The sequence below is a fragment of the Streptomyces sp. NPDC029122 genome (assembly GCF_055569445.1).
Map to the genome: position 1 here is coordinate 72,221 of NZ_JBVHWK010000024.1, position 10,511 is coordinate 82,731.

The 10,511-nt window shown below is 74.0% G+C and carries 8 protein-coding genes; 1 reads left to right on the forward strand and 7 read right to left on the reverse strand.

The genetic code is table 11. From position 1 onward, the window contains the following. Positions 1 to 58: 58 nt before the first annotated feature. The 4 genes from ACZ4WZ_RS25210 to ACZ4WZ_RS25225 all read right to left on the reverse strand — a co-directional run bounded on the left by ACZ4WZ_RS25210 (position 59) and on the right by ACZ4WZ_RS25225 (position 6,131). The gene (locus tag ACZ4WZ_RS25210) at positions 59 to 1,768 is read right to left on the reverse strand and encodes a DUF885 domain-containing protein (RefSeq protein ID WP_467893632.1); all 1,710 of its coding nucleotides are present in this window, start codon (positions 1,766 to 1,768) and stop codon (positions 59 to 61) included. An 83-nt stretch (positions 1,769 to 1,851) separates the two neighbouring features. Beyond that, on the reverse strand, positions 1,852 to 3,285 hold the full coding sequence (locus ACZ4WZ_RS25215) for a GNAT family N-acetyltransferase (protein WP_467893634.1): 1,434 nt from the start codon (positions 3,283 to 3,285) through the stop codon (positions 1,852 to 1,854). A gap of 290 nt (positions 3,286 to 3,575) precedes the next feature. Beyond that, positions 3,576 to 5,174 (reverse strand): alkaline phosphatase D family protein, encoded by a 1,599-nt coding sequence (locus ACZ4WZ_RS25220; RefSeq protein WP_467893735.1) that lies wholly within the window; start codon positions 5,172 to 5,174, stop codon positions 3,576 to 3,578. A 105-nt stretch (positions 5,175 to 5,279) separates the two neighbouring features. Continuing rightward, positions 5,280 to 6,131 (reverse strand): alpha/beta fold hydrolase, encoded by an 852-nt coding sequence (locus ACZ4WZ_RS25225; RefSeq protein ID WP_467893636.1) that lies wholly within the window; start codon positions 6,129 to 6,131, stop codon positions 5,280 to 5,282. Between the two features lie 333 nt (positions 6,132 to 6,464). Between ACZ4WZ_RS25225 and ACZ4WZ_RS25230 the strand changes: the two genes are divergently transcribed. Further along, positions 6,465 to 7,217: a GntR family transcriptional regulator gene (locus ACZ4WZ_RS25230; protein WP_467893638.1), complete on the forward strand. Its 753-nt coding sequence runs from the start codon at positions 6,465 to 6,467 to the stop codon at positions 7,215 to 7,217. Positions 7,218 to 7,314: 97 nt separating this feature from the next. On the opposite strand, the gene ACZ4WZ_RS25235 is transcribed toward ACZ4WZ_RS25230, so the two are convergent. From ACZ4WZ_RS25235 to ACZ4WZ_RS25245, 3 genes are all read right to left on the reverse strand, one after another. Beyond that, the gene (locus tag ACZ4WZ_RS25235; protein ID WP_467893639.1) at positions 7,315 to 8,469 is read right to left on the reverse strand and encodes an ROK family transcriptional regulator; all 1,155 of its coding nucleotides are present in this window, start codon (positions 8,467 to 8,469) and stop codon (positions 7,315 to 7,317) included. Between the two features lie 100 nt (positions 8,470 to 8,569). After that, positions 8,570 to 9,220, reverse strand: coding sequence for a response regulator (locus tag ACZ4WZ_RS25240; protein WP_467893640.1), 651 nt, complete (start codon positions 9,218 to 9,220; stop codon positions 8,570 to 8,572). A 4-nt stretch (positions 9,221 to 9,224) separates the two neighbouring features. Further along, a complete protein-coding gene (locus ACZ4WZ_RS25245; protein ID WP_467893641.1) occupies positions 9,225 to 10,397 on the reverse strand; it encodes a sensor histidine kinase in 1,173 nt (390 codons plus the stop codon). Between the last annotated feature and the right edge of the window lie 114 nt (positions 10,398 to 10,511).

Sequence of the window (10,511 nt, forward strand, 5' to 3'; positions counted from 1 at the left end):
GGCGGGCCGCCCGCCCCCGGAAGGAGCGGGCGGCCGCCGCCGCGCGCGAACCGGCGCCTCAGAGCCGCGAAAGCTCGTCCACCAGGTCGTCCAGGCCCAGCGATCCCTGCGACAGCGCCGCCATGTGCCACTTCTTCAGGTCGAAGGAGTCGCCGTGCGCGGCCCGGGCGTTGTCCCGGCCCAGCAGCCAGGCGCGCTCACCCAGCTTGTAGCCGATGGCCTGCCCCGGCATCGACAGGTAGCGGGTCAGCTCGCTCTCGACGAAGTCCGCCGGCCGGCCGCTGTGCAGGCCGAAGAACTCCTGCGCCAGGCCGACCGTCCAGCGCTCGCCCGGGTGGAACGGCGAATCCGCCGGGATCTCCAGCCCGAGGTGCATGCCGATGTCCACGATCACGCGCGCGGCACGCATCATCTGGCAGTCCAGGTAACCCAGGCGCTGCTCGGCGTCCTTGAGGTAGCCCAGCTCGTCCATCAGCCGCTCCGCGTACAGCGCCCACCCCTCGGCGTTGGCGCTGACGAGCCCGACGCTCGCCTGGTAGCGGGAGAGCTGGTCCGCGACGTGCGTCCACTGCGCGAGCTGGAGGTGGTGCCCCGGAACGCCCTCGTGGTACCAGGTGGAGACCAGGTCGTACACGGGGAAGCGGGTCTGGCCCATGGTCGGCAGCCAGGTGCGGCCCGGGCGGGAGAAGTCCTCGGAGGGATTGGTGTAGTAGGGGGCCGCGGCGCCGCCCGGCGGGGCGATCATCGACTCGACCCGCTTGACCCGCTCGGCGAGTTCGAAGTGGGTGCCGTCGAGGTTCTCGATGGCCTCGTCCATCAGGCCCTGCAGCCAGTCGCGGACCTCCTCGACCCCCTCGATGTGGGTGCCGTGCTCGTCCAGGTGCCGCAGGGCGTCCCACGGGTCGACGCAGCCCGGAAGGATCTTGGCGGCCTCGGTCTTCATCTCGGCGAGCAGCCGGTGGTACTCGGACCAGCCGTAGGCGTACGCCTCGTCCAGGTCCAGGTCCGTCCCGTTGAAGTAGCGCGACCAGCGGGCGTAGCGCTCGCGGCCCACCGGGTCCGGGACGTCCGCGACGGCCGGTACGTACACGTCGCGCATCCAGTCGCGCAGTTCGGCCACGGCGGCCGTCGCACCGGCCGCCGCCCCGTCCAGCTCCGCGCGCAGGGACTCGGGGCCGGCGGCGGCGAACTCCCCGAAGAAGTCCGGGGAACCGTCGCCGTCCTGGCCGGCCCAGGTGGTGAGCTGCTCCACGAAGGTGGCGGCGGGACGCGGGCTGCCGTACAGCCCGCGCTCCAGGCCGAGCGCGAGGCTCTCGCGGTAGCCGGCGAAGCAGGCCGGTACGGCCCGCAGCCGCTCGGCGATCGCGGCCCAGTCCTCCTCGGTGTCGGCCGGGGTGAGGGTGAAGACCTCACGGACGGCGTGCGCGGGGGAGTGGATGTTGCTCACGGCCCGCAGGTCCTCGTCGGCCTCGTGCACCGCGAGTTCGGCGCTCAGCCGCTCGCGCAGCAGCCGGGCGCAGCGGCGCTCCGCGTCGGTGCCGGCGCCGGGCAGCCGCTCGGCGGCGTCCAGCCGGGCGAGGGTGGTGCGCAGGAGCTCGCCGACCGCGGCACGGCCGGCGGGGGAGTAGTCCGGCAGCTTGCCCGAGCTGGCGGCAACGCCCAGGTAGGTGCCCTGGATCGGGTCGAGGGTGATGAGGTCGTCGACGTAGGCGTCGGCGACCTGGCGGGGCAGACGCGCTGCGCTGTCGGTGTGGAGGGTCTCTGACATGCGGACATCTTCGTATGCGCGGGGCCCCCGCGTCATCACCATAGCCGCCCGGCCTCCTGACGGACGGCGGGGCGGCCGGGGACCTACGACCTCCGGTCAGGGCCCGGGGCCGTGCCGCGTTCCGTACGGGGCTCCTCGCGCGGGACTTCGTACGGCAGGCGGGAGACGACCGGGGTGGCGTCCAGTCGCGCGGTGATCACCAAGGTGCCGTCCTCGATCTGGTAGTCGAGGGGCAGCCCGAGGCCGCGCATCGCCGCGACCATCCCCGTGTTGGAGGCCTGGGTGACGGCGTACACGCTGTCGCACCCGGCCTCGACGGCCATCGCGACGAGGCGGCGCAGCAGCTGCGAACCGATGCCCCGGCGCTGCCAGTCGTCCTCGATGAGCAGTGCCACCTCGGTCTCGTCGCCGTCCCACAGCAGGTGGCCGAGGGCGACGAGCCTGCCGGAGGCGGTGGTCGCGGCGAGGGTGCGGCCGAAGCGGGGGCTGAGCAGGTGGCCGAGGTAGCGGTCGGCGTCGGCGACGGGACCGTGGTAGCGCAGGCCGAGGGTGCGCTCGCTGCACCGCTCGTGCATGGCGCGCGCGGCCTCCAGGTCGGAGCCGTCCGCGCGGCGCACGGTGATCTCGTTGCCCTCGGGCAGGGTCAGCACGTCCTGGCTCCGGGGGATCCGCGGCCCGAGGCGGGCGTCGAGCTCCACGAGGGCGCGGGCACGGGCGAACTCGGTCGGGGTGAAGGGCAGATAGGGCCGCTCCACGGTGATCGCGCCGCCCGAGGGGTCGCGCAGCCGCATCACCGTGGACTCCAGGACGCCCTCGACGGGGGCGTCGGCGCCGGCGTTGGGGCGGCCCGAGAGGGTGGTGGCGGGGATCGACTGGATGGTGCAGCGGCCGAGCAGGTGGCGCAGCGCGAGGGGCAGTTCGGCGGCGTCCAGGGCGGTGCGGGTGGCCAGGCCGAGGACCCGCGTGGGGGCGTCCACCAGGTCGTGGGCGTCGGCGCGCTCGATCCAGGTGCTGCGGCCGCCGGCCTGGGAGACGGCCCGGCTCAGACCGGCGGACGGCAGCTCGCGCGGGGAGCGCAGCAGGAACTCGTCGACCGTGCCGCCCTCGGGGAGGGGGTGCGTCTGCAGGGACAGGATGTCGACGCCTTCGCGGGCGAGGGCGGTGCACAACGCGGCCAGGCTGCCGGGTTCGTCGCGCACCGTGGTCCGCATCCGCCACAGCGCCGGGGCGGCGGAGGCCGTCGGCACCGGGGCGGGCGCACCGGGGGCGGCCTTGCGCTCAGGGGGCGGCGCATGACTGTGCCGACGCGCCCACCAGGTGTGGAAGGCCGCCGTGACCAGGAGCGCGACGGCCGATGCGACGAGCAGGACCGGGCCGTCGGGGCCGTGCACGACGAGGTTCGCGATGCCGTCGGCGACCGCGACGGCGCAGAAGAGGGCGGCGAGTTCGACGAGGTCCCGGCGCCAGTGGTGACGATGGGGGCGCTGGGCGTGGAAGGCGGGGTTACGGTCAGTCATGCGGACCACTGTGACCCAGGGGTGTTGCGTGATCACGAACGGTCTGTGACCGACTGGTTAAGTGTCGCTCTGGCCGGTTTCGCCGGGTTTTCCAGCGGATTTCGAACGGCGCGGGGGCCGCGGCGCAGGTGGGAGCGGGCTCGGTGTGTGCCGCCGTCCTGCCGTCGTACCGGTCGCCGCCCAGGGTCATCCGCCCGCCGTCCAGCGCGGGTCGGGACGGCCCGTCACGCCTGTCGGACGCCGCCCGTCAGGCCTGCCGGACACCCGTTACGCCTGGCCGACGAGGCCCGTCATGCCTGCCCCACGCGGCCCGGCTGGAGGGACTTCGTGAAGAGTACGCCGCCTCCTTCGCGCCGCAACCGGACGGTAAGCTCCCCGCTGCCGCCGTCGATCTCGACCTCGCCGTAGTACGGGGGGTTCTCGGCCGGGGACATGTTGGCGACCGGCGCCGACTGGACGAACTCGGTCCGCGCCCCGAAGGTGGCGTCGAGCCGGCCGGCCGGGAAGCCGCCCGCGCCGATCGGCCCGGACACGAACTCCCAGAACGGCGCGAAGTCGGAGAAGGCCGCGCGCTCGGGCGCGTAGTGGTGGGCGGCGGTGTAGTGGACGTCGGCGGTGAGCCAGAGGGTGCCCGTGATGTGCTGGTGCTTGATGTGCCGCAGGAGTTCCGCGATCTGGAGTTCGCGCCCCAGCGGCGCCCCCGGGTCGCCCTGCGCCACCGCCTCGAAGTCCACCGCCCCGTCGGGGACGACGATGCCCAGCGGCATGTCGGCGGCGATCACCTTCCAGGTGGCCCGGGAGCGCGACAGCTCCCGCTTCAGCCAGGCCAGCTGCTCGGCGCCGAGGATGCCGACCGGGTCATCGGTCCGGCGGCCGGGCGAGTTGGCGTCGCGGTGGGTGCGCATGTCCAGCACGAACACGTCAAGCAGCGGGCCGTGCCGCAGCACCCGGTACATGCGCCCCTCGGCCCGCCCGCCCCGCAGGTCCGTGACCGGGAAGTACTCGCCGAAGGCGCGGCGGGCGCGGGCGGCGAGGGTGTCGACGTCCTTGACGGTGTAGCGCGGGTCGTCGAGGAGCTGCCCCGGGTACCAGTTGTTGCGCACCTCGTGGTCGTCCCACTGGGCGACGACGGGGACCTGGGCGTAGAAGTCGCGCAGGTTGCGGTCGAGCAGGTTGTAGCGGAAGTTCCCCCGGAACTCGTCCAGGGTCTGCGCCACCCGGGACTTCTCCTCGGTGGTGACGTTGTGCCAGACGCGGCCGTCGGGCAGCGGCACGGCGGCCTTGATGGGCCCGTCGGCGTAGATGGTGTCCCCGCTGAAGAGGAAGAAGTCGGGGTCCCGCAGGCGCATTTCGCCGAAGACGCGGTACCCGCCCCGTTCGGGGTTGATGCCCCAGCCCTGGCCCGCCAGGTCTCCCGACCACAGGAAGCGCACGTCGTGGCGGCGGGAGACGGGAGCGGTGCGGAAGCTGCCGCGCACCGGCTCGCCGGAGCGGCGGGGGTCGTCGGGGTCGGTGAGCACGACCCGGTAGTGGATCTGCCGGCCGGGCGGCAGGTCGCGCAGGGTGACGGTGCCGGTGTGGTCGGTGGCGGGGCCGAGGTAGGGGCCGTCGTGGCGGCGGACGCCGTAGCGGAACGACTCGCCCGGGGAGGTTTCCACGTACATCCGGGCGGGACGGTCGGAGCGGGTCCAGACGGTGGCCGAGTGGGGGGTGACCTCTCCCGACTGGGTCCCCCAGAGCGCGGCCGGGCGGTCGGCGCGGACGAAGCCGGGGGCGCGGCGGGCGGAGGCCATGGCCGGCGGGGCCGGCGCGGCGGACAGGGCGAGGCCGAGCGGGACGGCGAGGGAACCGCCGAGCAGGGTCCGTCGGGTGTGCGGCATCGGTGCCATGGGGTGCGTCTCCAGGGCCGGCGGGGCGGGCCGGACCAGTGTGCCTTCGCACACGGGACCGACCGCGTCCCCCACGCGAACCGTGGATGAACAACCGTCAGCCGGTCATGGCCGGTGCCCGGCCGCTGCCCGAGTGGTGTCCAGGATGACGCGAGCCACCAGCGCCGGATCGTCGTTCATCGGCACGTGGCCGCAGCCCGGGAGCCGGACGAGCCGGGCCCCCGGGACGGTGTGCTTGGCCCGGACGCCCTGGCGGCGGAGCAGCAGCCGGTCGAGGGTGCCCCAGGCGATCGTGACGGGCAGTCCGGGAACGTCGTCCGTGAACCGTACGGAGCCGCCCGCGGCGAGGGTCCGTTCGAAGCCGGTGGCCCGCCGCAGGGCGAGGGTCTCGGCGACCACCGCCTCCGGGGCGCGCCGCGCGGGGCGGGCGTAGATGGTGCCGGTGAGCGCGGCGCGGCCGGGGCCACTGCGCGAGAGCCGCTCCAGGACCGGCAGGGGCAGCGCCCTGGCCCCGGCGCGCATGGCGCGCAGAGCGCCGAAGGCGTAGCGCCGCTCGGGCTCCGTCCAGAACCCGGCGGGGGACAGGGCGGTGACCGAGCGGGCCAGGCCCCTGCGGCCCATGTCCAGTGCGAGCAGTCCGCCGAGGGAGTTGCCGGCGACGTGCGGGCGCTCGACGCCGAGCGCCGCGCAGAGCGCCCCGAGGGCCGAGGTGATGGTGCCGAGGTCGTACGGGACGCCCGGGGGCAGGGGCGCGGAGTCGCCGAAGCCGGGCAGGTCGACCGCGATGACCTCGTGATCGGCGGCCAGGACGTCGGTCACCGGCTGCCAGGCCCGGAGGTGGTGGCCGATGCCGTGCAGCAGGAGGAGCGGTTCGCCGGCGCCCTTGCGCTCGTGGGCGACGGTGGCGGTGCGGGGGCCCAGCGGCGAATCGATCGTGAAGGAGACCGTGGCTGTCATGCTGCTCCTCGTCGGGGGACGCGTATGAGACAGGCCGTCAGTAATGACCGGTCCATCACTACCGCCCGGTAGGCCCGGGCACAAGCCCGTACGAAATCCCCGCGACGCGGTGGGTGCGGGGCGCAAACATCCTGTGAACGGCTTACTACATATGCCCGGTCTGCCCGGCAAAGCGGCCAGGATTGGTCTTGACCAAGGGGGTACGCCGTCCTATCGTCACGGATAGTGCAGGAACCTTTAATAAACAAGGGCGCGGAACTGCGGCGCGGAAACGCCGCTGGAGCACGGCGATGCCGAGCACGGTGACAGCGGCGGATTGCAGGAGGAGTCAGGGTGGGGACGACGCAGCTCGAATCGGTGCCGGAGCCGAAGTACTGGCACCTGAAGACCGTGCTCAGCGACGCGCTGGACCAGGACTTCGCGGTCGGCGAGGTCCTGCCGAACGAGCGTGAGCTCGCCGCGCGCTTCGGAGTGGCCCGCGCCACCCTGCGACAGGCCCTGGAGCAGCTCGAGCTCGAAGGCCGCCTCCAGCGCCGCCGCGGGGTCGGGACCACCGTCGCCCCGCCGCGCGTGGGCGTCGCCGTCGGCAGCGCGCGGCACGGCTGGCCCGGCGAGGGCACCGAAGGCTGGGAGGCCGTCGACGCGGTCGAGGCCGTCCCCGCCGCCGCCGTCCTGAAGCTCCTCGGAACCGCGGCCGGCGAGGCGGTGCACACCGTGCGCCGGACCCGCGTCACGCAGGGCCAGGCCGTCGCCGCCGAGCTGCTGTACGTGCCCGCGGCCTCCGTGCCCGGGCTCTCCGCCATCGACGCGCCGACCGGCCCCGCCCGGGCGCGGGCCGTCATGAGGGAGCTCCAGCGTCTCTCCCTGGAGGGGCAGGACCGCTCGGTCGAGCTGGGCTCGGCCCGGGCCGACGACGCCAAGGAGCTGGACCGGCTGCCCGGCGCGCCCGTGCTCCTCGTGACCACCCGCTACTTCACCGCCGCGGGCACCGCCGCCGTCTCGGTGGCCACCTACCGCGCCGACACCTGCCGCCTCACCTTCGGCGACTCCGGCGTGGAGATCACGGAGACCCGCGCCGCCTCCTGACGGCGCCGCACGCGCGGAACCCCGGGAGCCCACGGCCCCCGGGGTTTTCCATGCCCGGGGTACCGCCACGAGGCGGGCCCCGCGACGGGACCGGGAGTCACCGGCGGGCGGTGACCGTCTTCTCCACCGCGAACAGCTCTTCCTCCACGTGGTCCAGGGCGAGGCGCAGGGCGCCCGTGGCCACGGCCGCTTCGCCGAGCAGGGACAGCGCCACCCGCGGCGGGCGCAGGCAATAGCGCTCCAGCTCCCGGCGCAAAGGTTCCAGGACCCCGTCCAGACCGGCCGCCCAGCCGCCCACGACCACGAGCTCCGGGTCCATCGCCAGCACCAGCGCCGCCACGTCGTGGACGAGCCGCTGGAGGAACCGGTCCACCGCGGCCACCGCGCGCTCGTCGCCCCGCTTGGCCATCGCGAACACCTCCGCGACCGCCGACTCGTCCAGTGGATGGAGGGGTTCGCCCGTCGTCGACAGCAGCCGCTCGGGGGTGGCTTCACGGCCCAGCAGGTGCAGAGCGCCGATCTCGCCCGCCGCGCCGCCGAAGCCCCGGTGCAGCCTGCCGCCGATCAGCGAGCCGGCGCCCGGGCTGAGCCCGGCCATCACGAACACCATGTCGCCGGTGTCGCGCGCCGCGCCCTTCCAGTGCTCGGCGACGGCCGCCGCGTTGGCGTCGTTCTCCACCTGGACCGGGCAGCGGAACGAACGCCGCAGCCGCTCGCCGAGCGGCAGTCCCGTCCAGCCCGGCAGGGCCGTGCCCAGGCGGACCGTTCCGTCGGCCTCGACGATGCCGGGGCTGCCGACCCCGACCGCCCGCAGGGAGTCACGGGGGATCCCGGCCCGGCGCAGCAGATCGGCGACCGCCGCCCTGACGCGCTCAAGGCGCTCGTCGGCCGAAGCCGTCTCGGAGACTTCCTTGGTGCCCGCTCCGATGACCCGGCCGTCGAGCCCGGACAGCAGCACCGCGATCCGGTGCGAGCCGATCTCGATGCCGAGCAGGTGCCCCGCCTCGGCGCGGAAGCGGAACCTCCTCGCCGGCCGGCCTTGACGGCGCGCGCCTTCCTCGGCGACCGCCTCGACCACCAGGCCGGCGCCGATCAGCCCCTCCACGACCCCCTCGACGGTCGGCCGGGACAGCCCGGTCACCCGCGTGAGGTCGGTGAGGGTGGGCGATCCGGCCGACCGCAGCGCGCGCAGCACCACGGCCGAATTGATGCGCCGGAGCAGAGAGGGATCCCCGCCGGTCAGCTGCCCCAACGTGTGTCCTCCCAGCTAGCGACCCTGTCAGGCGGATCGTACTGCGCCCCCGCCGCGGCGGCGAGAAGCGGCCCCCCTCAGCCGGAACCAGCGCCTTCCCTCAGGCCGGCGAGACGAATCCGGACTCGTACGCCGTGATCACCGCCTGCGTCCGGTCGCGCGCCCCCAGCTTGCCCAGGATCGCGCTGACATGGGACTTGACGGTCTCCGTGCCGACGATCAGCTCGCGGGCGATCTCCACATTGGTCAGCCCCCGCGCCATGAGCCGCAGCACCGACTCCTCGCGCTCCGTCAGCGCGGCCCGCTTGAGGACCGCGCGGGCCTTCTGGTTGCCGTACTCGGCCGCGAGGGCCCGCACGGCCGCCGGGAAGAGCAGGGTCTCGCCCTCGGCTACGAGCCGCACCGCGTGGACGATCTCCGAGGGGCGGGCCCGCTTGAGCAGGAAGCCGTCGGCTCCGGCGCGCAGCGCCTGATAGACGTACTCGTCGTTCTCGAAGGTCGTGACCACGAGGATCTTCGGCGGCGAGTCCACCGACCGCAGGACCGCCTTGGTCGCCTCGATCCCGTCGAGCAGCGGCATCCGTACGTCCATCGCCACCACGTCCGGCCGCAGCCGGCGTACGAGGGGGATGACGGACGCACCGTCCGCGGCCTCACCCACCACCTCGATGTCGGGCTGGGCCTCCAGAATGGCACGCAGACCCGCGCGCACGAAGGGCTCGTCGTCGACGAGCAGTACGGTAACCGGCATCCGGTCAGGGTATTAGCTCCAGCGGGAGCCGCGCGCGCACCCTCCAACCACCCTCGTGGGGACCGGTTTCCGCCGTGCCACCGAGCAGCGCGGCCCGCTCGCGCATCCCCCGCAGCCCGCTGCCGCCACCCGTTATGGCGGCCGGGCGCCCCGACAGCGGGTTCGTCACCTCCAGGTCCAGCAGGTCCGCGGTCATGCCGACCCGCACCCGGATGGGAACGGGGCCGCAGTGGCGCAGCACATTGGTCAGTGCCTCCTGCAGGATCCGGTACCCCTCGCGGGTGACCGGTCCCGGCAACTTTTCCAGCGGGCCCGAAAGTTGCGCGTCGACCGCCGCCCCCGAGGCGCGCGCCGATTCCAGCAGCCGGTCCGCCTCCACGAGGGTCGGCCGCTGCGACGGCGGCTGCGCGGACTCCCGCAGCACCAGCAGGACCCGCTCCAGATCGTCCAGAGCGGCCCGGCCGGTCTCCTCGATCGCGCTGAGCGCCCGGTCGGTGAACTCGGGGTTCCCGGCCGCCCGTGCCGCGCCCGCCTGGACCACCGCCACCGTCAGGGCGTGACCGATGGAGTCGTGCAGTTCGCGCGCGATCCTGGTCCGCTCCAGCAGCCGTTCCGTACGCGCCTCCAGTGCGGTCAGCCGCTCGGAGGCGGACGGCCCCAGCAGGAGCCGGGCGATCGCGGTGATCAGCTCGCCCAGCAGGACCACGACGGCGATGAGCAGGACCAGCGGTACCGGAGCGAGCAGACCCGCGGCCCAGCGCGCCGGGACGAACGGCAGCATGGGGTCGGCCGGGGGGTGCCCGAGCGCGATCGCGGCCAGCTCCACGGTCACGACCGGGAGGCAGACACTGGCGAACATGGCGGCCCCGGAAACCACCAGCCGTATCTCCAGCCACAGCAGGGTGCGCCACCGGTCCGCCCAGCGCGCCGACGGGGCGGCGCTGATCAGGCTCTCGTCACCGGCCCGGTCCTGGGGAGTGAGGAGGAACTGCGCCTGGAGTCCTTCGGCCAGCCGCACCCAGGGCACGAACGCGAACGGTATGACGATCAGCAGGGGCATCCACGGACTGCGCGGGTTGATGAACATCCAGAGGGCAAGCAGCAGCAGCGGGACGCACAAGTGCAGCCAACGCGAGTACGTCACCGGCCGGAACGGGGCACGGAGAAGTCGGGTCATGCCCCCATCGTGGCAGGCGGAGAACCGGTGCCGGCTCCCCCCCCCGGGGGGGAAAGGAACCCCCCCCCGGGGGGGGGGGCGCCGGCAGCGTTTGCTTTCTCTCTACCCCGTGGG

What these genes read in the sequence shown, in the direction of transcription:
- ACZ4WZ_RS25225 (WP_467893636.1), bottom strand. Translation starts at nt 6,131, where the DNA reads ATGACAGCCACGGTCTCCTTCACGATCGATTCGCCGCTGGGCCCCCGC.
- ACZ4WZ_RS25220 (WP_467893735.1), bottom strand. Translation starts at nt 5,174, where the DNA reads ATGGCACCGATGCCGCACACCCGACGGACCCTGCTCGGCGGTTCCCTC.
- ACZ4WZ_RS25210 (WP_467893632.1), bottom strand. Translation starts at nt 1,768, where the DNA reads ATGTCAGAGACCCTCCACACCGACAGCGCAGCGCGTCTGCCCCGCCAG.
- ACZ4WZ_RS25245 (WP_467893641.1), bottom strand. Translation starts at nt 10,397, where the DNA reads ATGACCCGACTTCTCCGTGCCCCGTTCCGGCCGGTGACGTACTCGCGT.
- ACZ4WZ_RS25215 (WP_467893634.1), bottom strand. Translation starts at nt 3,285, where the DNA reads ATGACTGACCGTAACCCCGCCTTCCACGCCCAGCGCCCCCATCGTCAC.
- ACZ4WZ_RS25240 (WP_467893640.1), bottom strand. Translation starts at nt 9,220, where the DNA reads ATGCCGGTTACCGTACTGCTCGTCGACGACGAGCCCTTCGTGCGCGCG.